This is a genomic window from Thalassospira indica, assembly GCF_003403095.1.
GTDB classification, from domain to species: Bacteria; Pseudomonadota; Alphaproteobacteria; order Rhodospirillales; family Thalassospiraceae; genus Thalassospira; species Thalassospira indica.
In genome coordinates this window covers 3246342-3273003 of sequence record NZ_CP031555.1, presented here as the reverse complement: position 1 = coordinate 3273003, position 26662 = coordinate 3246342, and the positions used below count along the sequence as shown (strand labels likewise).

At 54.3% G+C, this 26662-nt stretch carries 23 protein-coding genes; 15 read left to right on the top strand and 8 right to left on the bottom strand.

The window, feature by feature from the left end; all coding sequences use genetic code 11:
* The first annotated feature begins 83 nt into the window (after positions 1–83).
* The 3 genes from mmsA to araD all read left to right on the top strand — a co-directional run bounded on the left by mmsA (position 84) and on the right by araD (position 4719).
* A complete protein-coding gene (gene mmsA, locus DY252_RS15420) occupies positions 84–1607 on the top strand; it encodes a multiple monosaccharide ABC transporter ATP-binding protein (RefSeq protein WP_064790602.1) in 1524 nt (507 codons plus the stop codon).
* A gap of 10 nt (positions 1608–1617) precedes the next feature.
* The gene (mmsB, locus tag DY252_RS15415; protein WP_064790603.1) at positions 1618–2802 is read left to right on the top strand and encodes a multiple monosaccharide ABC transporter permease; all 1185 of its coding nucleotides are present in this window, start codon (positions 1618–1620) and stop codon (positions 2800–2802) included.
* Positions 2803–2970: 168 nt separating this feature from the next.
* Positions 2971–4719 carry an L-arabinonate dehydratase gene (gene araD, locus DY252_RS15410; RefSeq protein ID WP_064790604.1) on the top strand — a complete coding sequence of 583 codons (1749 nt, stop codon included), beginning with the start codon at positions 2971–2973 and terminating at the stop codon, positions 4717–4719.
* A gap of 103 nt (positions 4720–4822) precedes the next feature.
* Here the strand turns inward: araD and DY252_RS15405 are convergent, their stop codons facing one another.
* Positions 4823–5500, bottom strand: coding sequence for an HAD family hydrolase (locus DY252_RS15405; protein WP_064790605.1), 678 nt, complete (start codon positions 5498–5500; stop codon positions 4823–4825).
* A 256-nt stretch (positions 5501–5756) separates the two neighbouring features.
* Here DY252_RS15405 and glmU point away from each other — a divergent pair, with 256 nt between their 5' ends.
* The 6 genes from glmU to rfbA all read left to right on the top strand — a co-directional run bounded on the left by glmU (position 5757) and on the right by rfbA (position 13641).
* Positions 5757–7103 (top strand): bifunctional UDP-N-acetylglucosamine diphosphorylase/glucosamine-1-phosphate N-acetyltransferase GlmU, encoded by a 1347-nt coding sequence (glmU, locus tag DY252_RS15400; protein ID WP_064790606.1) that lies wholly within the window; start codon positions 5757–5759, stop codon positions 7101–7103.
* A gap of 81 nt (positions 7104–7184) precedes the next feature.
* On the top strand, positions 7185–9008 hold the full coding sequence (gene glmS / locus DY252_RS15395; RefSeq protein ID WP_064790607.1) for a glutamine--fructose-6-phosphate transaminase (isomerizing): 1824 nt from the start codon (positions 7185–7187) through the stop codon (positions 9006–9008).
* A gap of 126 nt (positions 9009–9134) precedes the next feature.
* Positions 9135–10613, top strand: a complete 1479-nt coding sequence (locus DY252_RS15390; RefSeq protein ID WP_064790608.1) for a hypothetical protein — start codon at positions 9135–9137, stop codon at positions 10611–10613.
* A 179-nt stretch (positions 10614–10792) separates the two neighbouring features.
* Positions 10793–11863, top strand: coding sequence for a dTDP-glucose 4,6-dehydratase (gene rfbB / locus DY252_RS15385; RefSeq protein WP_064790609.1), 1071 nt, complete (start codon positions 10793–10795; stop codon positions 11861–11863).
* Entirely contained in the window at positions 11856–12767 is a 912-nt protein-coding gene (gene rfbD / locus DY252_RS15380; protein ID WP_064790610.1) for a dTDP-4-dehydrorhamnose reductase, read from the top strand. Before rfbB ends, rfbD begins: the two co-directional genes overlap by 8 nt.
* The gene (gene rfbA, locus DY252_RS15375) at positions 12760–13641 is read left to right on the top strand and encodes a glucose-1-phosphate thymidylyltransferase RfbA (protein WP_082923624.1); all 882 of its coding nucleotides are present in this window, start codon (positions 12760–12762) and stop codon (positions 13639–13641) included. Before rfbD ends, rfbA begins: the two co-directional genes overlap by 8 nt.
* Before the next feature lie 6 nt (positions 13642–13647).
* Here the strand turns inward: rfbA and rfbC are convergent, their stop codons facing one another.
* The 4 genes from rfbC to DY252_RS15350 all read right to left on the bottom strand — a co-directional run bounded on the left by rfbC (position 13648) and on the right by DY252_RS15350 (position 17196).
* On the bottom strand, positions 13648–14205 hold the full coding sequence (gene rfbC, locus DY252_RS15370) for a dTDP-4-dehydrorhamnose 3,5-epimerase (protein ID WP_064790612.1): 558 nt from the start codon (positions 14203–14205) through the stop codon (positions 13648–13650).
* Positions 14206–14472: 267 nt separating this feature from the next.
* Positions 14473–15762 carry an ISL3-like element ISPpu12 family transposase gene (locus DY252_RS15360; RefSeq protein WP_004574636.1) on the bottom strand — a complete coding sequence of 430 codons (1290 nt, stop codon included), beginning with the start codon at positions 15760–15762 and terminating at the stop codon, positions 14473–14475.
* A 21-nt stretch (positions 15763–15783) separates the two neighbouring features.
* Complete coding sequence (lspA, locus tag DY252_RS15355; protein WP_064790853.1) at positions 15784–16296, bottom strand: signal peptidase II; 513 nt, start codon at positions 16294–16296, stop codon at positions 15784–15786.
* A 3-nt stretch (positions 16297–16299) separates the two neighbouring features.
* Positions 16300–17196: a cation efflux transmembrane domain-containing protein gene (locus tag DY252_RS15350; RefSeq protein ID WP_004574643.1), complete on the bottom strand. Its 897-nt coding sequence runs from the start codon at positions 17194–17196 to the stop codon at positions 16300–16302.
* Positions 17197–17291: 95 nt separating this feature from the next.
* Between DY252_RS15350 and cadR the strand changes: the two genes are divergently transcribed.
* Positions 17292–17699 carry a Cd(II)/Pb(II)-responsive transcriptional regulator gene (gene cadR, locus DY252_RS15345; RefSeq protein WP_004364961.1) on the top strand — a complete coding sequence of 136 codons (408 nt, stop codon included), beginning with the start codon at positions 17292–17294 and terminating at the stop codon, positions 17697–17699.
* Between the two features lie 64 nt (positions 17700–17763).
* Here cadR and DY252_RS15340 read toward each other — a convergent pair whose 3' ends face one another.
* Positions 17764–18510, bottom strand: a complete 747-nt coding sequence (locus DY252_RS15340) for a hypothetical protein (protein ID WP_129542745.1) — start codon at positions 18508–18510, stop codon at positions 17764–17766.
* A gap of 445 nt (positions 18511–18955) precedes the next feature.
* Between DY252_RS15340 and groES the strand changes: the two genes are divergently transcribed.
* Both groES and groL read left to right on the top strand, forming a co-directional pair.
* Positions 18956–19243 (top strand): co-chaperone GroES, encoded by a 288-nt coding sequence (groES, locus tag DY252_RS15335; protein ID WP_008890518.1) that lies wholly within the window; start codon positions 18956–18958, stop codon positions 19241–19243.
* A 59-nt stretch (positions 19244–19302) separates the two neighbouring features.
* The gene (groL, locus tag DY252_RS15330; protein ID WP_064790843.1) at positions 19303–20958 is read left to right on the top strand and encodes a chaperonin GroEL; all 1656 of its coding nucleotides are present in this window, start codon (positions 19303–19305) and stop codon (positions 20956–20958) included.
* Positions 20959–21083: 125 nt separating this feature from the next.
* On the opposite strand, the gene DY252_RS15325 is transcribed toward groL, so the two are convergent.
* Positions 21084–22178 (bottom strand): NADH:flavin oxidoreductase/NADH oxidase, encoded by a 1095-nt coding sequence (locus tag DY252_RS15325; protein ID WP_064790842.1) that lies wholly within the window; start codon positions 22176–22178, stop codon positions 21084–21086.
* A gap of 309 nt (positions 22179–22487) precedes the next feature.
* Here DY252_RS15325 and DY252_RS15320 point away from each other — a divergent pair, with 309 nt between their 5' ends.
* On the top strand, positions 22488–22991 hold the full coding sequence (locus tag DY252_RS15320; RefSeq protein ID WP_064790846.1) for an Hsp20/alpha crystallin family protein: 504 nt from the start codon (positions 22488–22490) through the stop codon (positions 22989–22991).
* A gap of 101 nt (positions 22992–23092) precedes the next feature.
* Here the strand turns inward: DY252_RS15320 and DY252_RS15315 are convergent, their stop codons facing one another.
* Complete coding sequence (locus DY252_RS15315; RefSeq protein WP_064790841.1) at positions 23093–24205, bottom strand: PLP-dependent cysteine synthase family protein; 1113 nt, start codon at positions 24203–24205, stop codon at positions 23093–23095.
* Positions 24206–24437: 232 nt separating this feature from the next.
* Here DY252_RS15315 and fliN point away from each other — a divergent pair, with 232 nt between their 5' ends.
* Both fliN and DY252_RS15305 read left to right on the top strand, forming a co-directional pair.
* Positions 24438–24740 (top strand): flagellar motor switch protein FliN, encoded by a 303-nt coding sequence (gene fliN, locus DY252_RS15310; protein WP_040823589.1) that lies wholly within the window; start codon positions 24438–24440, stop codon positions 24738–24740.
* A 180-nt stretch (positions 24741–24920) separates the two neighbouring features.
* Positions 24921–26363 carry a PQQ-binding-like beta-propeller repeat protein gene (locus tag DY252_RS15305; RefSeq protein ID WP_231959840.1) on the top strand — a complete coding sequence of 481 codons (1443 nt, stop codon included), beginning with the start codon at positions 24921–24923 and terminating at the stop codon, positions 26361–26363.
* Positions 26364–26662: the final 299 nt, after the last annotated feature.

Below are 26662 nucleotides of genomic sequence, written 5' to 3'. Positions count from 1 at the left end.
GCTCGCCCGACTGGTTTCCAGGAAAACAAAGACCAAAGCAGACGAAGACGCCGTTGCAGTGTCAATGGCAGTGGGAGGACCGGATGGATACCATCCTGGAAATGAAGAACATCACCAAGACCTTTCCGGGTGTGAAGGCACTGGATGATGTCAGCCTCAAAGTTGAACGCGGGGAAATCCACGCGCTTTGTGGCGAAAACGGTGCAGGTAAATCTACCCTGATGAAGGTGCTGAGCGGTGTTTATCCGCACGGAACCTATGAAGGTGACATCCTTTATGATGGCGGGGTGCAGGAATTCAAGGATATCCGCGACAGTGAAGAACGCGGGATCATCATTATTCACCAGGAACTGGCACTTGTGCCGTTGCTGTCGATTGCCGAAAACATTTTTCTGGGCAACGAAATCAGCGAAAATGGCGTGATCAACTGGCCGGCGACCTTTGCGCGCACCGGTGAGTTGTTGTCAAAAGTCGGTTTGAAAGAAAACCCGGCGACGTTGGTCACCAATATCGGGGTTGGCAAACAGCAACTGGTTGAGATTGCCAAGGCGCTTTCGAAAAAAGTGAAGCTGCTGATCCTTGATGAGCCGACCGCAAGTCTTCAGGAAAATGACAGCCAAAAGCTGCTCGACCTGTTGCTGGAATTCAAGGCGCAGGGCATCACCTCGATCCTGATTTCGCACAAGCTCAATGAAATCAACCGGGTTGCAGACCGCATCACGGTTATCCGCGATGGCCAGGCGATCTCGACCCTTGATGCACGTGGCGGGAACATCACCGAAGACCATATCGTCAAGGACATGGTCGGGCGCGATATGGCGCACCGCTATCCGGATCGCACCCCCAATATCAGCAGCGAGAAACTGATGGAAGTCCGCAACTGGTCGGCAACCCATCCGCTGCATCCCGAACGCAAGGTCGTCGACAATGTCAGCATTGATGTTGCGGCCGGTGAAGTTGTGGGCATTGCGGGCCTGATGGGCGCCGGTCGGACCGAACTTGCCATGAGCATCTTTGGTCAGTCCTATGGCACCGATATTTCCGGTGAAGTCCTGATCAATGGCAAGCTGGTCGATGTATCGACCGTGGAAAAGGCGATTGCATCGGGACTGGCCTATGTCACCGAAGACCGCAAGGAAATGGGTCTGATCCTTGAAGAAAGCATCACGACCAACATTACACTGGCCAATTTGCCGGGTGTTTCGGAAAACGGTGTTCTCAATGATGGCGCGGAGCGATCCGTTGCCGAGGAATACCGGGAAAAAATCAACATTCGCACGCCCAATGTCGGACAGAAGGTGATGAACCTTTCGGGCGGTAACCAGCAGAAAGTCGTTTTGTCAAAATGGCTGTTTGCGGCACCCGAGGTGCTCATTCTTGATGAGCCGACGCGCGGCATCGATGTCGGGGCGAAATACGAGATTTATACGATTATCAACCAACTGGCAGCCGACGGTAAGGGGGTCATCATGATCTCGTCGGAAATGCCGGAGCTTCTGGGCATGTGCGATCGCATCTACGTCATGAACGAAGGTGAGATCAAAGGACAGCTTGCGGCGAAAGACGCAAGTCAGGAAGCAATCATGCGCATGATCCTGAAAGCGTGAGGAACAGACAATGACGGATACTGAAACCAAATCAATCGGCTACTATCTGCGCACCCACATTCGTGAATACGGCATGGTTGTTGCGCTGGTTGCCATTCTGGCCTTCTTCCAGGTTCTGACAGACGGCATCATGCTCAAGCCGGTCAACCTGACCAACTTGTTCCTGCAAAACAGCTATATCATCATCATGGCTGTTGGCATGTTGCTGGTGATTGTTGGCGGCAATATTGACCTTTCGGTCGGCTCTGTCGTTGGCTTCATCGGTGCGCTGGCGGCGGTGATGATCGTCAACTGGGATTTGCCAACCGTTCTGGTCGTCCCGGTCTGCCTGATTGCCGGGGCCATCATTGGTGCAGCCCAAGGCTATTGGGTGGCCTATTGGCGTATTCCATCCTTTATTGTGACGCTGGCGGGGATGCTGGTGTTCAAGGGCTTGACGCTAGCACTTCTGGGCGGTGCATCGGTTGGTCCGTTCCCGGACGTATTCCAGGGCATGTCGTCGGGCTTTATCCCCGACTTCTTTGGCGGTCTGATCGAAGGGCGCTTTAATGTGTTCTCGATGACGCTGGGCGTGGCCTTGGCCGCGATCCTGCCGATCATTGGTCTGCGTTCACGTGCCAAGCAGGCGAAGTTTGCCGCGGTCGAAGAACCGATGGCGGTGTTCGTCACCAAGCATGCGGTTGCGGGGATTGCGATCCTGTTTGTGACCTATCTGCTGTCGACCTATCGCGGATTGCCAAACATTCTGGTGATCATGGCGGTTCTGATTGCGATCTTTACCTTCATCACCAACAGCACCACTTTGGGCCGTCGTATCTATGCTCTTGGTGGCAATGAAAAGGCCGCCAAGCTTTCGGGCATCAACACCAAACGCCTGACCTTCTTTACCTTTGCCAATATGGGCATGTTGGCCGCCCTTGCCGGGCTGGTCTTTGCCGCACGTTTGAATACGGCAACCCCCAAGGCCGGTCTTGCGTTTGAGCTTGACGTGATTGCCGCTGTCTTTATTGGTGGCGCGTCGATGTCAGGCGGTGTTGGCAAGGTCATTGGTGCCGTCGTTGGCGCATTGATCATGGGTGTCATGAATAACGGGATGTCGATTATCGGTGTCGGTATTGACTGGCAGCAGGTGATCAAGGGCCTCGTGCTTTTGGCGGCTGTGATCTTCGACGTCTACAACAAAAACAAGGCGTAACAACACGATGGCGCGGAACGATACGCATCGGGGTCACACCAACCGGTTTCACCATAATAGGTTTATGGTGCCGGATGCTGATGCGTGTCGTTCAAAGTCCTGTGTGCGGCCATCCCAACTGCACACCACCGGATCCGTCACGATAATAAGTCAAAAAGGAAAACGGGCATGACGAAGTTCAAACCGGCACCCTGGCCGCGTACCCTCCGCTCGCAAGAGGGATGGTTTGGCGGAACCAGCAAGGACAATATCTATCACCGCAGCTGGATGAAGAACCAGGGCTTGCCATCGGATCTGTTTGACGGACGTCCGGTGATTGGCATTTGTAACACCTGGTCGGAACTGACCCCGTGTAATGCCCATCTGCGCGATTTGGCGGAACGCGTCAAACACGGCATCTACGAGGCCGGTGGTTTGCCGCTTGAGTTCCCGGTGTTTTCAACCGGTGAAAGCACGCTGCGCCCGACCGCAATGATGTTCCGTAATCTGGCCTCGATGGATGTCGAGGAAATGCTGCGCGGAACACCACTTGATGGCGTTGTCCTGATGGTGGGCTGCGATAAAACCACGCCCTCGCTTCTGATGGGGGCGGCCAGTGTTGATATCCCGGCAATCGTCGTTACCGGTGGTCCGATGCTTAATGGCAAATGGCGCGGTGAGGATATCGGATCGGGCACATCACTTTGGCAGCTTTCCGAGGACCGCAAGGCTGGCAAGATCAGCACCGAAGATTTCCTTGAGGCCGAAATTGCCATGTCGCGTTCGCCGGGCTCGTGCAACACCATGGGTACTGCATCCACCATGGCCAGCATGGCCGAGGCGCTTGGCATGGCGCTTTCGGGTAATGCGGCCATCCCGGCAGTGGACAGCCGCCGTCGCGTGATGGCGCACATTACCGGGCGTCGTATCGTGCAGATGGTCAAGGATGACCTTAAACCGTCTGACGTTCTGACCAAGGAAGCGTTCGAAAACGCCATTCGGGTCAACGGCGCAATTGGTGGTTCGACCAATGCGGTTATTCATCTGCTCGCCATTGCCGGACGTGTTGGCATTGATCTGTCGCTTGATGACTGGGATCGGTTGGGGCGTGATATTCCGACGATTGTGAACCTGCAGCCGTCTGGTGATTACCTGATGGAGGAATTCTTCTATTCCGGTGGTTTGCCTGTGGTGATCAAGGCATTGGCCGAGGCGGGCAAGCTTCATAACGATGCGCTCACCGTTTCGGGTGAAACCATGTGGGAACAGGTCAAGGATGTTCGTAACTGGAACGAAGATGTCATTCGCCCGTTCGAAAAGGCCCTGACCGCCAGTGGCGGTATCGCGGTTGTCAAAGGCAACCTGGCCCCGAATGGTGCGGTGCTTAAACCATCGGCTGCGACCCCGGAACTTTTGACCCATCGCGGGCGTGCCGTGGTGTTTGAAGACATCGATGATTACAAGGCCAAGATCTATGACGAGGACCTTGATATCGATGAAACCTGCATCATGGTTCTGAAAAACTGCGGTCCGAAAGGCTATCCGGGTATGGCCGAAGTCGGCAATATGGGCCTGCCGCCCAAGGTGCTGCGCAAGGGGATCACCGACATGGTGCGTATTTCAGATGCGCGCATGAGCGGCACGGCATACGGCACCGTCGTGCTGCATACCTCGCCCGAGGCCGCGGCAGGTGGCCCGTTGGCCGTCGTTAAGAATGGCGACATGATCGAACTTGATGTCCCCAACCGTCGCCTGCATCTCGATATCAGCGATGAAGAGCTGGCCCAGCGCCTGAAAGACTGGAAAAACAGCGTTCCGGTCCCGGAAAGTGGCTATGCCTCGCTGTATTACAAGTCGGTCATTGGTGCCGATCGCGGGGCCGACTTCGACTTCCTCGTTGGTCATCGCGGCAAGGCAATTCCGAAGGACAGTCATTGATTGATCCTGCGGGAGATTGATTTCCCAGATCACATGTCGCGGGGGGCGGCATGTGATCCACGCCAGACCGGCCAGCATTTATGTGCTGGCCGGTTTTGTTTTGTCAGGCGCGATCAGGAATACCGTTTATCGCCGATACAAGGTCGGCGTAGCCGGTCACAACCGCATCCGCGCCAAGGGATTTGGCGCGCGTATCATCGACTTCCATGGCAACCGCAATTGCATGGATGCTTGCGGCGCGGGCCGCACTTACATCATTGGCGTGATCGCCGACCATGATTGCGGTGTCAGTGTTTCGATCAAAACCAAGTTGTTCCAGCACAAATTCAAGAAAGCGACCATCGGGCTTTTTGACCTCAAAGCTGTCCCCGCCAGCGATGACGCTGAACAGATCCGCGACACCAAGCTTGGTCAGGATTGCCTTGCAGGGGGCTTCGGGTTTGTTTGATGCCAGTGCAATGGTCCAGCCTTCTGATTTCAGCTGGCGCAGAACAGTTTCGGCATTTTCAAACAGGCGGGTATAGGCATAGTCGGTTTCGACATAGCGCGCGTTAAAATCGATATTAAGCTCGTCCAGCATCGCATCCGTGGGCTCCGATCCGCGTGCGGCAAAGGCACGTTTGGTCAGCATCCATGTGCCATCGCCCAGCATCGCCTCGATGTCATGGCGGACCAGAGGTTCATGCCCATGGGCGGCCAGCAAATCATTCATCGCAAACAGGATGTCATCAACCCCGTCAATCAGGGTGCCATCAAGGTCGAACAGAATGAATTTGGCCATCAGGTGGGGCTCCTTGCGGTGGCTTGATTGTTGTTGGGGCGGGCTTGGCATCCTTTATAGGAACTTAACCGATATCGTGCCATTAACAATCGGTAACATCTGCTAACAGCCGGTAACAAAACGTGATTCTTTATGGGCTTTTGCTGCCTGAGAATATGTTCTAAGACTTGCTGCGAACGGGAATATTTGCATCACACTCATTGTGATGGTGCCTTTTAGGGGATGCTGCGGAACGGCGCAGCCAACAGGATTATAAATGTCGCTTGAACTAAGTGTTGTTGTTTTGGCCGCCGGGATGGGCACGCGCATGAAAAGTGCGATGCCCAAAGTCATGCACAAGGTTGCGGGCAAACCGATGGTGGGTCACGTGATTGGTACCGCCGCCCACCTGAAGGCTGCAACGACCATGGTCGTTGTTGGCCCGGATATGCCGGACCTGATCAAGGCCGTTGCCCCGCACCCGACGTTTGAGCAGACCGATCGTCTTGGCACTGCGCACGCCGTTCTTGCTGCCAAAGATGGCTTGAAGGGCCTAACGGGCAATGTTCTGGTGCTCTATGCCGACAGCCCGCTTTTCACCGCCGAAACACTGGCGCGCCTTGTTGCTGCGCGCGAGGAAAATGATCATGCGGTGGCGGTTCTGGGTTTCCGCCCGGAAGACCCCACCGGATATGGTCGCCTTGTGACGGATGCCATGACTGGTGCCCTGACCGCGATTGTCGAAGACAAGGAATGCGACGATGCGCAACGTCGGATCAATTTCTGCAATTCCGGTGTGATGTGTTTCCGGGCTGAGGACATGATCGCAACCCTTGAGGCGATTGATAACGCCAATGCCAAGGGTGAATATTACCTGACCGATGCGGTCGAAGTGGCGCAGAAAAATGGTCAGAGCTGCGTCGCAGTCGAAGTTGACGAGGCAGAAACGCTTGGTGTCAATTCCCGCACCCAGTTGGCCGTGGCCGAAGCCATCCTGCAAAATCGCCTGCGCGAAGCGGCGATGGCCGACGGCGCGACGCTGGTTGATCCGGGGTCTGTGTTTTTCAGTGCCGATACCAAGCTTGGCCGCGATGTCATTGTTGAGCCGAATGTTGTTTTCGGACCCGGCGTGACCGTTGGCGACAATGTCGTGATCAAGGCGTTCAGCCATCTTGAAAGTTGTGTGGTTGGTAATGGTGCCGATATTGGGCCTTATGCCCGCTTGCGGCCGGGGGCAGAAATCGGCGCCGGGGCGCGGGTTGGCAACTTTGTCGAAATCAAGAAGGCCGTGGTCGAAGACGGGGCCAAGGTCAATCACCTGAGCTATATCGGCGATGCCCGTGTCGGTGCCAAGGCCAATATCGGGGCCGGGACGATCACATGTAACTATGACGGCTTCCGCAAACAGCATACCGACATCGGGGCAGGGGCGTTTATTGGCTCCAACTCGTCGCTTGTCGCGCCTGTCGAGATTGGCGATGGCGCAATTGTTGGCGCGGGCAGCACGATCACCGGCAAGGTCGAAGCGGATGCATTGACCCTGACCCGGGCCGAGCGGATCGAAAAAAAGGGCTGGGCGGCCAAGTTTCGCGAAAAAATGCGCGAACTGACCGGCAAGAAATAGCCCAGAATAAAGATTTTGAGATTGCCACTCGCCATCCGGGTGGCCAGACGACACGCGATATAAAGCAGGAAGAAAACCAATATGTGCGGCATTATCGGGATTATCGGCAAAGACAGCGTCAGCGAACGTATTCTGGAAGGGCTCAAACGCCTTGAATATCGTGGCTATGACAGTGCCGGCATTGCAACGCTGGTCAATGGCGATATCGAACGCCGCCGCGCCGAAGGCAAGCTGATTAATCTGGCCAAGCGTCTGGATGAAAGCCCGCTTGCGGGCGACGTTGGCATTGGCCACACCCGCTGGGCGACCCATGGCGTGCCAACCGAAAACAACGCCCATCCGCATACCGACGGTAAGGTCGCCGTGGTGCATAACGGCATCATCGAAAACTTCCAGGAAATCAAGGCAGAGCTTTCTGCCAAGGGCCGTGTGTTTGCCACCGATACCGACACCGAAGTGGTCGTGCATCTGGTGTCTGACTTCCTTGATCAGGGCAAAAGTCCGCGTGACGCGGTTGCCGCCACCTTGCATCGCATCGAAGGCGCCTTTGCGCTGGTGATCATGATTGCCGGTCAGCATGACGTGATCTTTGGTGCGCGCCGTGGTACGCCGCTGGCCGTTGGTCTGGGCGAGGGCGAGATGTATCTCGGTTCCGATGCCATGGCGCTGTCGCACCTGACGAACAAGCTGATTTATCTGGAAGAAGGCGACTGGGTCGAAATGACCCGTGACAGCGTTCAGGTCCGCGATGAAAATGACGAGGATGTCACCCGCGAAACCAAGCTTTCGGCGGTTTCGGGTGCCATGATGGGCAAGGGCAACTACAATCACTTCATGCAGAAGGAAATCTTCGAACAGCCTGCGGTAATTGGCGATACCCTGCATGCCTTCATCAACCCGGCGACCCAGACCATCAAACTGCCGGACATGCCGTTTTCCTTTGCCGATGCAACGCGTTTGACGATTGTCGCCTGCGGCACGTCGTTCTATGCCGGTCTGGTCGCCAAGCACTGGATCGAACGCTATGCCGGTCTGGGTGTGGATGTCGACGTCGCATCCGAGTTCCGCTATCGCTGCCCGCCACTGCCGAAAGGCGGTGTTGCCCTGTTCATCTCGCAGTCGGGCGAGACGCTTGATACCCTGGCAGCCCTTCGGTATGCAAAGTCCAAGGGCCAGAAGATCGTATCGATCGTCAACGTACCCGAAAGCACGATTGCGCGCGAAAGTGACGTGGTACTTCTGACCTATGCCGGACCTGAAATCGGGGTGGCCTCGACCAAGGCCTTTACGACCCAGCTCACAGTTCTCGCCTGTCTTGCGGTGACCATCGGTCGTGAAAACGGAACTCTCGCCAAGGACGAAGAGGCTGCCATCGTCAGTGCGCTGACCGAAGTGCCGAAACATGCTGCCGAAATCCTGCATCATGACGAAGCACTTAAACAGCTTGCGCTTGAGGTCGCCGATGCGCGTGACGTGCTCTATCTCGGTCGTGGTCTTGGTTATCCGATTGCGATGGAAGGGGCGCTCAAGCTCAAGGAAATTTCCTATATCCACGCCGAAGGCTATGCAGCCGGTGAAATGAAGCACGGCCCGATTGCCCTGATTGATCAGTCGGTTCCGATCATCGTCATTGCCCCGTCTGATGAACTGTTTGAAAAAACCGCCTCAAACATGCAGGAAGCTGCCGCACGTGGGGGCCGGGTGATCTTTATTTCCGACGCGCCGGGCCTAGCCAAACTGGGCGATATGGCATCGGCCACGATCGAGCTTCCCAAGGTCGCCGACTTCGTCGCACCGATCCTCTACACCATCCCGGTACAGATGCTGGCCTATCACGTTGCGGTTCACAAAGGCACCGATGTTGATCAGCCACGCAACCTTGCGAAGTCAGTTACGGTCGAATAGTGCCGATCACCCTGTTCGCGGAAAGGTGAATTCGGGTTTGGGCGCGGTCAGGTTACCATGTCGCCGTTCGAGACTATAATTGCCCCATCGCATGATGAAGGCTGTTCATCAGATGGAAGGTTTTGCATGACCATACCGCGCTTTTTGTTTGCCGCACTTGCTGTTTCCTTGGGCGCCTTGTCGGGATGTGCCGGTTTGACGCCTGATACGGTTAACCTTGAGTCGATGTCGTGCGAAGATCGACTATCCTATGTCGATGCGGTGGTGAGCGATAACGCGGTACAAAGTGCGTCGGCATCCCCGGTTGTGGGGTATCCTTTCCTGCGGGCCAACCGAAATTCTGTCTTGATGGCGCGGCAGCTTGATGCGGATGGGGGTGGCAAAGTTGATCGCACTGATCAATGGGACGCGCTGATTCTGCAAATGCGTGGCCTTGACCGGGCGGCGCGGCAAAGTGAAATCGCCAATCTTCCGGCATCATCGGGCATTTCGTATGAGACGGTGGAAAACTGTGCCAACGCCATGGCTGAATCCCTGACACCCGATCAGTATCAGACACTTTTATCCGCTGTCTTCGTGCCCGATGATTACCTTGATTTTCAACGTATCGCGGGTCTTTATCCCTTAACCGCCTTTCCGGCCTATTTCGGCTATGAGGGTTGGAAGCAGGAGAATTTCGCAAGCTTTTCAGCCAGCGGTAATAACCTGATCCATTCTGGGGCATGGCGTGAATATACGGTGACGTCATCTGAGCCAGGCCGTTTCGATGTTGCGGATATTGACCAGGATGCCTTTGGTCAATGGCGGCCAAGCGAAGATGAACTTGAAAATCTGGCGCAGGCCTATGCCCCGGTATTTCGTGTGCGGGCGGGAAGTGACAGTGACAAGGTCGGGCGAGCAACCCTGCTGGCACGGGGGGCCCTGGCGACGATCGATACTGATAATCCGACGGTTTATTACCGGCTGAGCCACACCTATTTTGCCGGACGTTGGCGGCCACAAATCGTTTATGAAATCTGGTTCCCGGAACGCCCGGCCAGCAGCCCATTTGATATCCTGGCAGGGCATTTGGACGCGCTGATCTGGCGGGTAACACTGGATGACGATGGTTCGCCGTTGATTGCCGATACGATCCATGGCTGCGGCTGTTACCACATGTTTTTCCCAAGCAACGGTTTGCAGCGTATTAGCGCCCCAGAGGATCACGACATTCGCGAAACAGCGGAAATGCCCGCCGGTTACCTCGCGTCATCCATATTGAACGGCCCCGTGCTTTGGATTGACAAGACCAGCCATTATCTGCTGGACGTCACTGGTGCGGCGACGGGTCAATCGGATGCGGATATTGCCAGACAAACCGCAGTGCTGCGCCCCGCGCAGGAACTTGGCCACTTACTGCTGCTAAACGGGCAGGGGACTGCAGGTCTGTATAGTGAAGACGGATTTGTACCGGGTACGGAGCGGTTGGAACGCTTTATCCTGTGGCCGATGGGTGTGGATAAACCTGGTGCGATGCGCCAGTGGGGACACCACGCCACGGCATTTGTCGGAAGACGGCATTTTGACGAAGCCAAACTGATGGATCGCTATTTCATCAAACGCTGAGAGAAGCGGGCAACCTGCGTGCAATTTTGATTTGAAATCTTGGCCGGTTTTGGCAAGGGGGCTTCAGGAGAACGTCTTCTTTGCAATAAGTTAACCGAAGGTTCGACACTATCGTTTGCGCAATGTAATCTCGTAGTGACGACGTCGGTTCCAAGCCACAAATTTTCCATGAGAGCAAAATGAAAGTTATCGTGACGGGCGGTGCAGGTTTTATCGGGTCTGCTGTTTGTCGGCTGATGACCGGGTTGAAGGGCTATGAAGTCCTTAATATCGATAAACTGACCTATGCGGGTGACCTGCGGACGTTGGCGTCGATTTCTGCACGCGATAACTACCATTTTGCCCATCAGGATATCTGCAACCGGGACGCCATAGTTAAAATTTTTGATGACTTTCAGCCCGATGCGGTGATGCATCTGGCGGCGGAAAGTCATGTTGATCGTTCGATCGACGGACCGGCTGATTTTATTCAGACCAATGTGGTTGGTACGTTTAACTTGCTTGACGTTGCGCGTGCGTATTTCGATAAGCTGCCGGCGGATAAACGTTCACAATTTCGATTCCACCATATCTCGACGGATGAGGTTTATGGTTCGCTTGGCAGCGAAGGGCTGTTCACCGAAGAGACCGCGTATGCCCCGACCTCACCTTATTCTGCCAGCAAGGCGAGTTCGGATCATCTGGTGCAGGCTTGGCACCATACTTATGGATTGCCTATTGTCATCAGTAATTGTTCCAACAATTACGGTCCCTATCAGTTCCCGGAAAAACTCATTCCACTGATGGCGCTCAACCTGCTGCATGGCAAGAAGCTTCCTGTCTACGGCGAGGGTTTGAATACACGCGACTGGCTGCATGTTGAGGATCATGCAGAGGCACTGGTCAAGATCCTGACCGAGGGCCGCATTGGCGAGAAATACAATGTTGGCGGTTGTAACGAGCTGACCAACATCGACGTCGTCAAACGCATATTTGATACGGTGCAAGAGATCGTGCCCGACATCTCGTTCGAGAATTTTGATGAAGCGGTTACGTACGTTAAAGACCGCCCCGGCCACGATTGGCGCTATGCCATCGATCCAACCAAAATGCAGAATGAGTTGGGTTGGAAGCCGAAATACGATTTCGAAACCGGCCTTCGGCAAACCATTGAGTGGTATGTGAATAATCGCGAATGGTGGGAGCCGATTTTAAAAAGTAAATATGCAGGCGAACGTCTGGGAAGTGCCAAGGGGCAGGCCGATGCCTAAAATACTGGTGTTTGGCAAAAATGGTCAGCTTGCCAGGTGTCTGGCTGCTTCCGCGCATGAATTTCCCGACGCGCAACTGGTCTTTGTTGGTCGGGAAGAATGTGACCTTGAGGATGCTTCCCAAATCGAACCCGTTATCGACCGCTTGCAACCGGATATTGTTGTCAATGCAGCGGCATACACCGCCGTGGATTTGGCCGAGCAGCACGAAGACATCGCGTTCAAGGTTAACGGCGATGCAGTTCGCGCAATGGCAGAAGCCCTCGCCAAACGCGCCATCCCGCTGATCCATGTCTCGACGGATTATGTTTTCGACGGGAAGGGAACAAAGCCTTATCGCGAGGAAGATAAGGTCTCGCCCCTGGGTGTTTACGGTAACAGCAAGCTTGCGGGTGAGGTTGCTGTTCGCGAGGCGCATCAAAAGCACCTTATATTGAGGACATCCTGGGTCTACAGCCAGTTTGGCAAAAACTTCGTCAAAACGATGTTCAATCTCATGGCGCAAAGGGATGAGGTTCGAATTGTCGATGATCAGACCGGGTGTCCCACAAGCGCCCATGATTTGGCACATGCTATTTTGGAGCTTTGCGGTGCGGCGACCTCTGCCGAGTTTGATAAATTCGGCACCTATCACCTGACGTCAGATCAAGAAATGACGTGGTTTGAGTTTGGCAAGAGCATTCACAAGATCGCTTTGCAGGAATGGGGTGAGGATTGGAAAGGCAAAGACTGTGTGGTTTTGCCAATCAAGTCCTCGGAATTTCCAACTGCTGCAAAAAGGCCGGAATACTCTGTGCTGTCTTGCAGGCTTATCAATGATACGTTTGGTATCAAGTTGCCAAATGTTGAGGACAGCCTGACGGCTGTTATCAGAGGGCGTGGGAAGGAAAATGCGGATGCGTAAAGGGATCATACTGGCAGGCGGGACAGGATCACGGTTGCACCCTTCGACACTGGTTGTCTCCAAGCAGTTGCAGCCTGTCTATGACAAGCCGATGATCTATTATCCGCTGACTACGCTGATGCTGGCGGGTATCACAGACATCCTGATTATCAGCACGCCCCGCGATGTTCCGCTGTTCAAAGACCTGCTTGGTGATGGTTCGAAATGGGGCATCCGCCTTCAATATGCGGTTCAGCCTGAACCCCGCGGCCTTGCAGATGCGTTTATTGTTGGTGCGGATTTTGTCGGTAACGACCCGTGCTGTTTGATTTTGGGCGACAACATCTATTTTGGTCACAACCTGACCGAATTGTTGGGCAATGCAATGGCCCAATCCGATGGGGCAACGGTGTTTGCCTATTACGTTCAGGACCCTGAGCGGTATGGCGTGGTTGAGTTTGACCGCGATGGTGTGGCCCTGGATATTGAGGAAAAACCCGCCAATCCCAAATCGAACTTCGCCGTGACGGGGTTGTATTTTTACGATTCAGATGTCGTCGACATCGCCAAATCGATCAAACCGTCCAAACGTGGTGAGCTCGAAATTACCGACGTAAACAAGGCTTACCTTAAACGCGGCACACTGAAGGTCGAGAAGATGGGCAGGGGCTATGCCTGGCTCGATACCGGAACGCACGCGGCGATGCTTGATGCCGCCAATTTTGTCCGTACCGTCGAGAGCCGCCAAAGCCTCAAGATTGCCTGTCCCGAAGAAATCGCGCTGAGAAAGGGCATGATCTCGGTCGAGCAGTTTGAAAAGCTGATAAGCGAGTTTGGCGCAAGCTCTTACAAGGTATATCTCCAGACGGTTCTAAAAACCTACGATATCCTTTAAGTGGGACTAGAATACCGGGTTCTCGCGATAGCTTGCAAAACTTATGGCTTTCTCGTCTTTTGCCGACAGCGTGACCTGGCTTTTGCCAAACGGCCAGTCGATGCCAAGGTCCGGATCATTCCACATTATCGCGCGTTCGCTTTCCGGAGCATAAGGTGCTGATACCTTGTAGTTCACTTCCGTATCTGGCTCGAGCGTGACAAAGCCGTGGGCAAAACCGGCGGGAATGAATATCTGATTCCAGTCTTCTGCACTGATTTCAGTTGAAACCCATTTCCCGAACGTCTTTGACTTGGCGCGAATGTCGACTGCGACATCCAGAATGCGGCCTCTGATGACCCGAACCAGCTTGTCTTGGGCAAAGGGCGGACATTGAAAATGCAGTCCTCGCAGTACGCCGACATTGCTCGATAAAGAATGATTGTCCTGCACGAACTGCTGATCAATGCCAGCTTTGGCAAAGGCTTCCAGATTATAGGTCTCAGAGAAAAAACCCCGCTCGTCGCCAAATTTTTTTGGGAAGATCAACTTAACATCGGGAATTTCCAGCTCTTCAAATTGCATCCGTGCTGCCTTGTGCAGGGTAAATTAATTCGTCCAGACTATGGATAGCAGATGCTTGGCCTTCGTGCATATGCGCATTTTTATAAAATTCCGAGCGTTGCAATTGAATGGGTGGTCGGCTCTATCAAGGTTGTGGCGTCCGTCGTTACGTTTATTGATTCTGAGCCTTGCGAAATGGATCCGTTTGCGCGACGAGAGCAGAGAATTTTGGGTATACGGATTTAATGGTTGATGGGGCACCTTCACCCCATCAATCTGATACCACCCTCAGATGGTTGATAGATCGACTCCGTAGTTGAGTTCCTCTGCGAAGTCCGGCAGTCCGTAACCGATGGTTTTCTTGTAGAAAGGAGAGACCTTCGCAGTCGGTGCCTTCTTCTTGTGCTTCGTGGTGTAGAGCATTCGTGCCCGCATCACCTCGAAGGAGTAACCGCGCCCTTCACGGTTCTTGTCCTTGGCCAGTCGGTTGATGGACTCCGTGTAAGCGTTGGTGACGGGCATGTCCGTCTCGAAGTAGGTCATGGTCTCTTCGCGCCAGTTTCCCACTGCCCTGACCAGATCGCTCCAGACTTCCTTTTGGCCCTTCGGGATGGTGGCTATCCACTCGTCCAGGGCGGCTTCTGCCTGGAGCCGTGTGGTGGCGTCCCAGATGCCGTAGAAGCGCTCCTTGTGCTCGTAGGCGGCCAGCAGTTGCGGGAACGCGCCTGTCCAGGTCTCCATGATGAGGCGCTCCCGGTCTGAGACTTCGTGAGCGCGTTTCAGCAGGATTTTCCGGTCTCCCTTGAGAGTCCGGCTCTGGGACGGTTTCAGCTCCTTTCTGAGGCCCTTGCGCACTCTCTCTAGGGCATCGTTGGCCATGCGCACCACATGGAACTTATCGACCACGATACGGGCCTGGGGCAGCACAGCCTTGACCGCTGCCCGGTAGGGGTTCCACATGTCCATGCTGACGATCTCGACCTTCTGCCGGTCTTTCAGCTTCATCAGGTAGTTGGTCACCACGTCCTGGCGGCGGGTGGCCAGCAGGTCGAGCAGGGTTCGCTCCTCAATGTTGGTCAGAATGCAGCGGTAGCGCTTGTTCAGGTATAGCTCGTCAATGCCCAGGATGCGGGGCGTCTCGAAGCGGTGCCAGCGCCCCAGGAACTCGGCGCGGGCGTTGAAGATGTCGCGCACCGTCTTCTCGTCCAGGCCGGTCTGTGCCGCCACAAAGGTGTAGGGGTGGTTGAAGGATTCCTTCTCCACGTACTCATGCAGCCGCAGTGTCATACGGAATCCGTCCACCATCTCCGGTAGCTGGGGCCTGAATGTTGTCTTGCAGGCCCGGCAGGTGTATCGGCGGCGGACCACCCAGAGAGTGACCCGCTTGCCGTGGATGGGCAGATCACGATAGGGAACGTCACGCTTGCCGAACCGTACGAACTCACCCTGCACGCCGCATTCCTCGCAGGCGATGGGATCGGGCACGTCCACCTGGAAGTGCATTTCGTCGTCGGTTGATTTGCAGCCCAGTACTTGGTATTGCGGCAGGTGAAGGATGTTGTCGGGAAGTTCGGTCATGGTGTTGTATAGGCGTAGGTGTCAGTCAGATCCATCCGGCTCGGCATTGGTGTTTGCTTTTTTACCCAACAAGCTGCTGGAAACGAAAAGTAAGGCACCGAGGACAATTGCAATATCAGCCAGGTTGAAGGCCGGCCAATGCCAGTCTCGCCAATAGAAATCAAAGGAATCCACAACATAGCCGCGAAAGACCCGGTCAATCAGGTTGCCCATGGCGCCACCGAGGATAAGACTGTAAGCGATGGCTTCTCCTTTATGACGATTTTCAAGGATCAGCTTGATCAGAAAAATCGAGACCACTACCGCGATTCCGATAAAAAAGTAGCGCTGCCAGCCTCCACCATTCGCAAAAAGACTGAATGCGGCACCGGTGTTCCATAGGTGCACCCAGTTAAAGAACGGGGTCACCGAAACATACTCGCCATAGGCCATTGATTGCTGCACCAGCCACTTTACAGCCTGATCAGACGCTGCCAGCAGGCCCGATATGAACAATAGGGCATACGGCGAGAGCTTTTTGCCAATAATGAGCATTATTTAACCCTTCAACGCCAAAATGCGTCTGGCACCGTTAAGTACAATGCCCCCCGCGATGGTGCCGATAATCAGATCCGGATAATTGGAACCGGTCCACGCGACCAGGGCGCCGGCGGTGATGACCCCCAGGTTGATCACCACGTCGTTGGCCGAGAATATCCAGCTTGCCTTCATGTGCGCCCCGCCTTCCCGATGTTTGGATATGAGCAGCAGACAACTGGTATTGGCAATCAATGCGACGAATGCGATAGCCATCATCACCAGCGATTCAGGCTCACTACCGAATACAAAGCGTCTCACCACCTCTACGAGCACGCCCACAGCCAAGATCAGTTGCAGTACACCAGCAAGATGCGCGGCACGTACCTGCATTTTCACGCTATGTCCAACCGCATAAAGGGCAAGCCCGTACACCGCCGCATCGGCAAAATTGTCCAGGGATTCTCCAATCAGGCCGGTGGACTGGGCGATCAGACCGGCAGTCATTTCCACCACGAACAGAAGTGCATTGATGCCGAGCAACCAGCGCAGGGTCCCGGATTCTTGCTTAGCAGAAGCTGCCGAAAACTCGGCGGCCTTGATGGTCTCCGGATTTGCAGCGACGGTTTCCTGAAGCGAGGCGCCTAGCCCCAAGGTCTTCAGTTTCGAGGTGACGGGCTCGACCTCGCCGTCATGCACGACCTTCAGCCGGCGGTTCGACAAGTCGAAGGACAGCGCCCGAATCTCCTCAAAGCCGTTCAGGGCTAGGCGAATCATTCGTTCTTCTGATGGACAGTCCATCTTCGGCACGGCATAAACACTGACCCATCTCCCTGGCGCCTCGGAGGAGGCCTGTATATCGGTATCCGCTGCGGACGTTGCATCACCGCCACAGGCGCCACCACAGGATTTGCTCATGATACGACTCCACTTGAACAATGTTGTGGTACCATTTAAAACTATAAAGCTACTATAAGGTCAATAGAGTAAAGAATCCGTTGGGGAGGAGGCTGATGCGCATTGGTCAGTTGGCGCAGTTGGTAGGGGTCGAAACACAGACGATCCGCTTCTATGAACAGCAGGGCTTGTTGCCGCCGCCTGATCGGCAGGACAACGGTTACCGTGTCTATACCGAGAAGCATGGTGAGGGGCTGGCCTTCATCCGTCGCTGCAGAATCCTGGGCCTGTCACTGGCTGAGATTCACGAACTACAGAGCTATCAGGACGACCCTCATCAGCCTTGTACCGCCGTCAACGCCTTGCTCGATGATCACATCTCTCATGTGCGGTCGCAGATAACCGCTCTGCAAGCGCTTGAGAAACAACTCGTTTCACTGAGAGCGAGTTGCAACGATGACCGGGAAGTTGAGGCGTGTGGGGTTCTTGCTGGAATTAGCGAAGGAAACATGCACCAGCAGTAGGTGAAGCATCAACCAGATAATCCGATGAGATGCCGGTCTGTCTCACTCTCATGCAAAGGTAAGATCAACCATTTAATCCGCTTACCCAGAATTTTTTCATGAAGGGTTCGAATTCCGCACCGAGATAATGATAAAGCGGCAGGACCGAAATCGTCTCCTCGATTACCGGTGCTGGTGTGTCGGCCAGAATGCCCTGTGTCAGCATGTCGTCGATATTGCTATCTGCTGACAGAAAACGCGTGATGCGGCCTTCGGCATAGGCTTGGTGCTTTTCCGTATTAAACATCATCGGCTTGTGCGTGATGCCGGTTTTGGCCGTATCCGCATGGACGTACTTCTCCTGCCATATCACGCCCAGCGTAAAGGCAATTGGCGTTGATGGGGCTTGATCGTTCGGATTGCGCCAAAGCCGGTTTGCAATTTCGCGGAGAGCAACCGATGATCTTACAAACGCGCGGGAATAGTTCTTTTCGCCCGGGATTGCGCGGTATAACTCGCCATCCACGAGGCCTTGGTTGAAATGTAACAGCCCCCGACGCCCTGGCAGTTTGACGGCCTGAAGCGGGCAGCCGAGATCCGCATAGAGTTTCTGCAAGATCACAATCGACTTCTGCGACATCGGGTCATTTTCGACATAGGCGATCTTTTTCGGGCATTCGACATCAGCCTCATCGGCCCAAGACTCAGTGCTAATTGTTTGCGAAGAAAACAAACCGACAAGGGCAAATAACAGAAAAGCGGGTGCGATCAGCTCCTGCCGTTTGGCTGAAGGCCCGGACGTCGGGGGCGATGAATTTTTACTGCACGACATTTTTTGCAATCCGGGTGTTTGCGCGGTCATTGGATGTTATTTGCGTTCTTTGGCTGGAGCTTAGACGTGAAGTCCGCTTTTTCATAGGTGTTTGAACCATGCATCTTCGTCGCCTGAACCGAACCTGCCAAACAGCCCTTTGACAAAAGCAAGTGTGACAGCCCGATATATATTCTTCTGCGGCGTGGTGTCGGGGCTTGTTTCCGAGGCATGAAAATGTTTTGATCAGCCCGCTTTGAAACGGGGGCGGATTTTTGCTGCGCTCCGTACGCGGAAAACGCCAAAAATCGTGACATTTCTGCGTCTTTTTACATCTCCCTATTGACTTTGAACTGGTACTCCAATAAATGCTGTTAGCACTCGCCGGGGGTGAGTGCTAATACGGGCTCATCCCGGTTAGTCTTAGTTATTAACGAGCCTTAGCTTAAACACGGAGTTGTCTAAAATGAAGTTCCGTCCGCTGCATGATCGAGTACTGGTACGTCGTGTCGAATCCGACACCAAAACTGCCGGTGGCATCATTATTCCGGATACCGCCAAAGAAAAACCGCAGGAAGGCGAAGTCATCGCTGTTGGTTCTGGCGTTCGTAAAGAAGATGGCTCGGTCGTAGCCCTCGACGTCAAAGCAGGTGACAAAGTCCTGTTTGGCAAATGGTCGGGCACCGAAGTCAAGGTCGACGGCGAAGAGCTGTTGATCATGAAAGAATCCGACATCATGGGCATCATGGACTAATTCAGCCCGTTTGGGTGATTTATCCACGTTCATCCGTCTCATAGAGAGGAAAGAATATTATGGCTGCTAAAGAAGTAAAATTCTCCACTGACGCACGCGCCAAAATGCTGCGTGGTGTCGACATCCTGGCAGACGCTGTCAAGGTGACCCTCGGCCCGAAAGGTCGTAACGTTGTTATCGAAAAGTCCTTTGGCGCACCGCGCGTGACCAAGGACGGTGTTTCGGTCGCCAAAGAAATCGAACTGACCGACAAGTTCGAAAACATGGGCGCACAGATGGTTCGCGAAGTCGCTTCGAAAACCGCCGATCTGGCGGGTGACGGCACCACGACCGCAACCGTTCTGGCACAGGCCATTGTTCGTGAAGGCAACAAGTCTGTTGCTGCCGGCATGAACCCGATGGACCTGAAGCGCGGTATCGACCTTGCGACCACCAAAGTGATCGAATCCATCCAGAGCCGTGCACGTAAAGTTGCCGGTCGCGACGAGATCGCACAGGTTGGTAACATTTCGGCAAACGGTGACCGTGAAGTCGGCGACATGATCGCAGAAGCCATGGAAAAAGTTGGCAACGAAGGCGTTATCACCGTTGAGGAAGCCAAAGGCCTGCACACCGAACTCGACGTTGTCGAAGGCATGCAGTTCGACCGTGGTTACCTGTCTCCGTACTTCGTAACCAACCCGGAGAAAATGGTCGCAGAAATGGATGCTCCGTACATCCTGCTGTTCGACAAGAAAATCTCCTCGCTTCAGCCGATCCTTCCGCTGCTTGAGTCGGTCGTTCAGTCCGGCAAGCCGCTTCTGATCATTGCTGAAGACATCGAAGGCGAAGCACTGGCAACCCTGGTTGTCAACAAGCTGCGCGGTGGTCTGAAAATCGCTGCTGTTAAAGCACCGGGCTTCGGCGATCGTCGTAAAGCCATGCTCGAAGACATCGCCATCCTTACCGGTGGTCAGGTTGTTTCCGAAGATCTCGGCATCAAACTGGAAAGCGTTACGCTTGATATGCTCGGTACCGCGAAATCGGTTACTATCACCAAAGAAGAAACCACCATCATTGATGGTGCTGGTGAGAAAGCACAGATCGAAGCACGCGTTGGCCAGATCCGCGCCCAGATCGAAGAAACCACCTCTGACTACGATCGTGAAAAACTGCAGGAACGTCTTGCGAAACTCGCAGGCGGTGTTGCAGTGATCAAAATCGGTGGCGCTTCGGAAATCGAAGTGAAAGAACGCAAAGACCGCGTTGACGATGCCCTGCACGCAACCCGCGCTGCTGTTGAAGAAGGCATTGTTGCTGGTGGTGGTACGGCTCTGCTGTACTCCGTCAAGGCGCTCGAAGGCCTTGAAGGTGAAAACCACGACCAGACCATCGGTGTTGACATCGTTCGCCGTGCCCTGCAGGCACCGGTTCGCCAGATCGCACAGAACGCTGGCGTAGACGGCGCTGTTGTTGCTGGTAAACTGCTTGAGCAGGACGATGTAGAGTTCGGTTACGACGCTCAGAAGGGCGAATACACCAACCTCGTCAAAGCTGGCATCATCGACCCGGCCAAAGTTGTTCGTACTGCTCTGCAGGACGCAGCATCGGTCGCTGGTCTGCTGATCACCACCGAATGCATGATCGCCGAGAAAGCCGAAGACAAACCGGCTGGCGGTGCGCCTGACATGGGCGGCATGGGTGGTATGGGCGGCATGGGTGGTATGGGCTTCTAAGCCTTACCCAACCGACCTATCGCATAACGGAAGGGGCTCGCCACTGGCGGGCCCCTTTTCTTTGTCTAAGCGGCAATAAAAAAGAGCCCGCACACGGGCGGGCTCTTTGCTGAATTCAAAAGGTGTCAACCAAACAGCTTTTTAAGCGTCCGGGGCTGGCAGCGCAGATATTGTGGGGCGGCCTTGACCTCGGCCCCCAGCGTTGCGGCGGCATGCCACGGCCAGCGCGGGTCATACAGAATGCCGCGCGCAAGGGCGATGGCATCGGCCTGACCGGTAAAGGTGATGGCTTCTGCCTGTTCGGCCTCGGTGATCAGGCCGACCGCAATTGTGGTCATGCCGGTTTCGGCCTTGATGCGGGCGGCAAACGGCACCTGATAATTGGGGCCGAGCGGGATTTGCTGATCGATATGAAGGCCGCCCGATGAAACGTCGATAAAATCGCATCCACGGTCTTTGAGGATTTTGGCCAGCGCGACGCTTTGATCAATATCCCAGCCGCCTTCGACCCAGTCGGTTGCCGAAATACGGATGCCGAGCGGATAGTCCGTGCCAACGGCCTTGCGGATGGCGTCATAGATTTCGATCACGATGCGGGTGCGGTTTTCAAACGAGCCGCCATATTCATCATCGCGCTTGTTGGCATGCGGCGACAGGAATTGATGGAGCAAATAGCCATGCGCGCCATGAATTTCAATCGCGTCAAAGCCCAACCGGACCGAGCGTTCAGCAGCCTCCACAAAGGCCTGAATGACGTCTGCAATGCGTGATTTTGTCATTGCCTCGGGGATTGGATCGCCGTCACGGAACGGTACGGCAGAGGGGGCCGAAACCTGCCAGCCATTTTCATGGTCCGGGGAAAGGGCATGGCCACCAAGCCACGGTTTTTCACAGGATGCCTTGCGCCCGGCATGGGCCAGTTGGATGGCAATCGGCATGTCGGAATGGCTACGGACAGCCGCGAGTGTTTTCCCAAGTGCAGCCTCGGTTTCGTCATCCCACAGGCCGACATCGCCATAGGTAATGCGACCTTCGGGTTCGACGGCGGTGGCTTCGATAATCAGAAGGCCGGCACCTGATTGCGCCAGATTGCCCAGATGCATGTCATGCCAATGGGTGACCTTGCCGTTATCGGCGGAATATTGGCACATCGGTGCAATGATAATGCGGTTATCAAGGGATAGCGTACCCAGTGAAAGCGGGGTGAAAAGAGTGCTCATATGCGTTCCTTTAACTCGGACGGTGGCGCGCGTGCGCCAATCAATGGGATGAAGCTAATCCGGGGGCGGGGCGGGCGCCAGCGTCATGTTGAATTTTTCCAGGGAATGGAATGCCAGCAGGGAGTTTTCCAAGCAGGCGATCAGAAAAAATCAAAAATTCGCAAAAAAATGCATCGACCCACTTGCAGAAATTTTCACCCGATCTATCTCAAGATCGGAAAGGGGCATGGTGCCCCGATGCGCGTCAAGGTTGCAGCTTGGTCTGGACTGATGGCGCAAGAATACTCGTCTGTAATGGAGGGTACTACAATGACTGGTCTTCAGACTCTTAATGGATCCCGTCGTCCGTCTTCTGCACCGACTTACGGTGATCCTTTCACTCTTATTTCCCGTGACGTTGACCGCATGATCGGTTCGATCTTTGGTCACCGTGCTGCCCCGTCGGCACAGGTATCTTCCGAAGAAGGCGAGGCGACCCAGCCGTTGCTGAGCCCGCGGATCGACATCTATGACGGCGAAGATCATTTTGAACTTTCTGCCGAACTCCCGGGCGTTGAACAGGATGACGTCAATGTCGAAGTGCTTGACGGTGTTCTGACCATCACCGGCGAGAAGAAATTCAGCCGTGAAAGCAAGGATGGCGCCCATGTTGTCGAGCGCAGCTATGGCAGCTTCAAGCGGTCCTTCCGCCTGAATGATACCATTGATGCCGACAATATTACCGCATCCTTCAAGAACGGTGTTCTGTTGCTTACTCTTCCAAAGGTAGCAGAACAGAAGCCCGAACCGCGCAAGATTGCGGTGACCGGCTAAGGACTGTCTCTCCTCCCTGAGAAGCTTCCCCTGATAAGACTGACGGGCGGTTTAACCGCCCGTCTTTTTTTGTGTTCGCAGATTGGTGAAGCTTAGGTTGCTTAACGCCCGGCATAGCCGCTGCAATGATCAAGCGGCATGTCAAAGAGGCCTGTTTCATCAAAGCGGTCGAGTGCATCTGTCCACGGGGTCAGGTCGATATTCTGTGCCTTGAGCCAGTCGGGATTGTAATAGGTGTCGCAATAACGATCCCCACCGTCACACAGCAAGGTCACGACCGACCCGGTTTGGCCGGCCTTCTTCATTTCCGAGATCAGCGACAGGGTCGCGATCAGGTTGGTGCCCGTCGATCCGCCGCAGCGCCGACCAAGATGCTTTTTCAGGTAATAAAGGGCCGCAAAGCTTGCCGCATCGGGGATGCGATACATGCGATCGACCACGGTCGGGTTGAAGCTGGGTTCAACCCGCGGGCGACCGATGCCTTCGACGCGCGATCCCTTGCTGTTAGTGACAGAACAGTCGCCGGTTTCATACCCGTCATAGAAAACCGAGTTTTCCGGGTCGGCCACACAAAGCTCGCAACCCTGACCAAGGCTTCGGCCATAACGGATATAACGCCCGATGGTCGATGATGTGCCGCCCGTTCCCGCGCCAACAATGATCCAGCGTGGAATGGGGTGGGGTTCGCGTTTGAGCTGATCAAAGATGCTTTCGGCGATGTTGTTGTTGCCGCGCCAGTCGGTCGCGCGTTCGGCATAGGTGAATTGGTCCATGTAATGGCCACCCAGTTCGCGTGCCAGACGTTGCGATTCCTCATAAATCTGACCACTGTGATCGACCAGATGGCTTTCGCCGCCATAAAAGGCGATCTGATCGATTTTCTGCTGCGATGTGGATTTCGGCATCACCGCAATAAAGCGCAGGCCAAGAAGGCGGGCAAAATAGGCCTCTGATACGGCGGTGGAGCCACTTGATGCCTCGATGATCGGGGTGTCCTTGTTGATCCAGCCATTGCACAGACCATAGAGAAACAGCGACCGGGCCAGACGATGTTTGAGGCTGCCGGATGGATGGGTCGACTCATCCTTAAGGTAAAGCCCAATGTCACCAAGCTTTGGCAGATCAAGGCGGATCAGATGGGTATCGGCAGACCGGTTGAAATCGGCTTCAATCGTGCTGATGGCATCTGCCACCCATTGGCGGTCATAAGGCATGAAACATCCTGACGTCTGGTTGGATCACTTTTGGGCCAAGTTTGGCCCGGAATCGTCATCTGTTTAGGGCAATATAATACAAAAAACGACAGTAAAATTGTGCCGATACATTTTCGGAACTGATCAGCAATCGTCGATTTTATCAGATTGGGCTTGCTAACACTTTTTTCAAAGCTCACCTTTAAGATACAAGCTTCACGATTCTTTCGGTTTGACGGGATGGCGCGAAATCATGGCTGACGACGATAAGGACCCGTTTAGCGTACGTATGGGGGCCTCCGACATTGGGGCGGCCTATGATGTACCTGTGCGTGTGTCAACGGTGATTGGCAAAAGCCAGATCCAGGTCGCGCAATTGATGCGCCTGACCCGCGGTGCCGTGCTTGAGCTGGACCGCCGCGTGGGGGAGCCGGTTGATATTTACGTCAATAACCGCCTTGTTGCCCGCGGCGAACTGGTTGTCGTTGATGAAAATCTGGGTGTGACCATTACCGAGGTTGTCAAAAGCGGCATGGTCATCGAAACCCACCACTAATTGCGAACGCACTGCAATCAACGCATCCCACCGGCTCATGGCTGACGGTGGGATTTTTTTGTCCTCGGTGGAACTTGCAAGGTTTTCAGGCGCTTGTGGATAAAACCCCTTTGAAGACTCAAGTTCCGGTCCACTGTCTTTGATGACGGTTGGCGACCTCATTTAGCCGAGGGTTACCCCATGATTAATCTAGTGACATCAGGCCTTCTGGCTTTGATCGGTCTTGCACTTGCTGTTGGTGGTGTATGGCTGATTACAGTCGGCGGGAGCTTCTATTACGCGCTTGCCGGGTTGGCCTTCCTGTTTGCAAGTTATCTGGCCTTTTCACGCAAGCCTGTTCTGTTGCCGTTTTATGGCGCCTTTACACTCGCAAGTCTGGTCTGGGCTGTGTGGGAGGTCGGGTTTGACTGGTGGCAACTGGCACCGCGCGGCGGCCTGATCATTGTTGTCGGGCTTTGGCTGATGACGCCTGTTTTCCGCAAAACGCTGGTCCGGACGTCGCAGGATGAGGATGGTGCACGCGAGAATACGACACCGGCTCGGTCCTTTGTGCTTGAAGGCAGCGTCGTTATCGCCGTGATCGTTACGGTCTATTCGATGATGAACAATCCCAACGCAATTGAAGGCACCTTGCCAACCAGTACGGTTGTCGAAAACCCGCAATATGGGGGCTCCGTGCCGAATGGCGATTGGCATCATTATGGTCGAACGACCTATGGGCAGCGCTATTCACCGCTTGATCAGATCAATACCGATAATGTTGCATCGCTTGAACAGGCCTGGGTCTATCAGACCGGTGATCTGAAACGCGAAAGTGACGTGCCTGAAACCACTTATCAGGTCACACCGCTTAAGATCGGCGAGACGCTGTATCTTTGTACGCCACACAGCTGGGCGATTGCGATTGATGCCAAAACCGGACAGGAAAAGTGGAAATTTGATCCGGGCATTCCGCAAAATCCGGACCGTCAGCATCAGACATGCCGGGGTGTGACCTATTACAAGGACGCGGCCACCAACGAAACCGGCCCGTGCACCGAACGTGTGTTCCTGCCGACATCCGACGCACGCCTGATCGCCCTTGATGCGGCAACGGGTGAAGTTTGCCCGTCATTCGGGGACGAGGGCACGGTGCATTTGGAAGCCAACATGCCCTACAATCCGGCGGGCTATTATTATTCAACGTCGCCGCCGGTGGCCGCAGATGGCAAGATCATCATCGGCGGGGCGGTGAATGACAACTATTCCACCAAATCGCAGTCGGGCGTCATTCGCGCCTATGACATTAATACTGGCGAGCTGATCTGGAACTGGGATTCCGGTAATCCGGAACAAACTGAACCGATCCCCGATGATCAGACCTATACCGCCAACTCGCCCAACAGCTGGTCGGTTTCCAGTGCGGACGAGGCGCTTGGCATGATCTATGTGCCGTTGGGCAACAAGGTCCCTGATCAGTTGGGCATGAACCGCGATGAAAATGTGGAAACTTATTCCTCGTCGATCGTGGCACTCAGCCTTGAGACCGGGCAGGTCCAGTGGGTGCGTCAGACGGTGCATCATGACCTTTGGGATATGGATGTGCCGGCACAGCCAGCATTGTTTATATTACATTTAATATAGTTCGTTATTATTCAGATCTCTGATTTAAAAGAGTAAATACAAGTATATTATTATTTTTGTTCATACAAAAACTGTTCAGTCAAATTGTATAGGCGGTTAGAAGATAAATGCATCAACACTGACTCGATGAAAATAGATTGGCCAATTGATGATGATCGCATGTATGTAACCCTACAATGTAAATATACAGGATTGCATCTATCAGTGCGTAAACTCGAAATTATGGGTAAGCGGATTAAATGGTTGATCTTACCTTTGCATGAGAGTGAGACAGACCGGCATCTCATCGGATTATCTGG

Excerpts from the sequence above, each read along its gene's own strand:
- glmS (WP_064790607.1), top strand. The coding sequence starts at position 7,185 with ATGTGCGGCATTATCGGGATTATCGGCAAAGACAGCGTCAGCGAACGT.
- cadR (WP_004364961.1), top strand. The coding sequence starts at position 17,292 with ATGCGCATTGGTCAGTTGGCGCAGTTGGTAGGGGTCGAAACACAGACG.
- fliN (WP_040823589.1), top strand. The coding sequence starts at position 24,438 with ATGGCTGACGACGATAAGGACCCGTTTAGCGTACGTATGGGGGCCTCC.
- rfbA (WP_082923624.1), top strand. The coding sequence starts at position 12,760 with ATGCGTAAAGGGATCATACTGGCAGGCGGGACAGGATCACGGTTGCAC.
- DY252_RS15315 (WP_064790841.1), bottom strand. The coding sequence starts at position 24,205 with ATGCCTTATGACCGCCAATGGGTGGCAGATGCCATCAGCACGATTGAA.
- DY252_RS15305 (WP_231959840.1), top strand. The coding sequence starts at position 24,921 with ATGATTAATCTAGTGACATCAGGCCTTCTGGCTTTGATCGGTCTTGCA.
- mmsB (WP_064790603.1), top strand. The coding sequence starts at position 1,618 with ATGACGGATACTGAAACCAAATCAATCGGCTACTATCTGCGCACCCAC.
- rfbC (WP_064790612.1), bottom strand. The coding sequence starts at position 14,205 with ATGCAATTTGAAGAGCTGGAAATTCCCGATGTTAAGTTGATCTTCCCA.
- groES (WP_008890518.1), top strand. The coding sequence starts at position 18,956 with ATGAAGTTCCGTCCGCTGCATGATCGAGTACTGGTACGTCGTGTCGAA.
- lspA (WP_064790853.1), bottom strand. The coding sequence starts at position 16,296 with ATGCTCATTATTGGCAAAAAGCTCTCGCCGTATGCCCTATTGTTCATA.
- DY252_RS15390 (WP_064790608.1), top strand. The coding sequence starts at position 9,135 with ATGACCATACCGCGCTTTTTGTTTGCCGCACTTGCTGTTTCCTTGGGC.
- glmU (WP_064790606.1), top strand. The coding sequence starts at position 5,757 with ATGTCGCTTGAACTAAGTGTTGTTGTTTTGGCCGCCGGGATGGGCACG.
- DY252_RS15360 (WP_004574636.1), bottom strand. The coding sequence starts at position 15,762 with ATGACCGAACTTCCCGACAACATCCTTCACCTGCCGCAATACCAAGTA.
- DY252_RS15405 (WP_064790605.1), bottom strand. The coding sequence starts at position 5,500 with ATGGCCAAATTCATTCTGTTCGACCTTGATGGCACCCTGATTGACGGG.
- rfbB (WP_064790609.1), top strand. The coding sequence starts at position 10,793 with ATGAAAGTTATCGTGACGGGCGGTGCAGGTTTTATCGGGTCTGCTGTT.
- rfbD (WP_064790610.1), top strand. The coding sequence starts at position 11,856 with ATGCCTAAAATACTGGTGTTTGGCAAAAATGGTCAGCTTGCCAGGTGT.
- DY252_RS15340 (WP_129542745.1), bottom strand. The coding sequence starts at position 18,510 with ATGTCGTGCAGTAAAAATTCATCGCCCCCGACGTCCGGGCCTTCAGCC.
- mmsA (WP_064790602.1), top strand. The coding sequence starts at position 84 with ATGGATACCATCCTGGAAATGAAGAACATCACCAAGACCTTTCCGGGT.
- araD (WP_064790604.1), top strand. The coding sequence starts at position 2,971 with ATGACGAAGTTCAAACCGGCACCCTGGCCGCGTACCCTCCGCTCGCAA.
- DY252_RS15325 (WP_064790842.1), bottom strand. The coding sequence starts at position 22,178 with ATGAGCACTCTTTTCACCCCGCTTTCACTGGGTACGCTATCCCTTGAT.
- groL (WP_064790843.1), top strand. The coding sequence starts at position 19,303 with ATGGCTGCTAAAGAAGTAAAATTCTCCACTGACGCACGCGCCAAAATG.
- DY252_RS15350 (WP_004574643.1), bottom strand. The coding sequence starts at position 17,196 with ATGAGCAAATCCTGTGGTGGCGCCTGTGGCGGTGATGCAACGTCCGCA.
- DY252_RS15320 (WP_064790846.1), top strand. The coding sequence starts at position 22,488 with ATGACTGGTCTTCAGACTCTTAATGGATCCCGTCGTCCGTCTTCTGCA.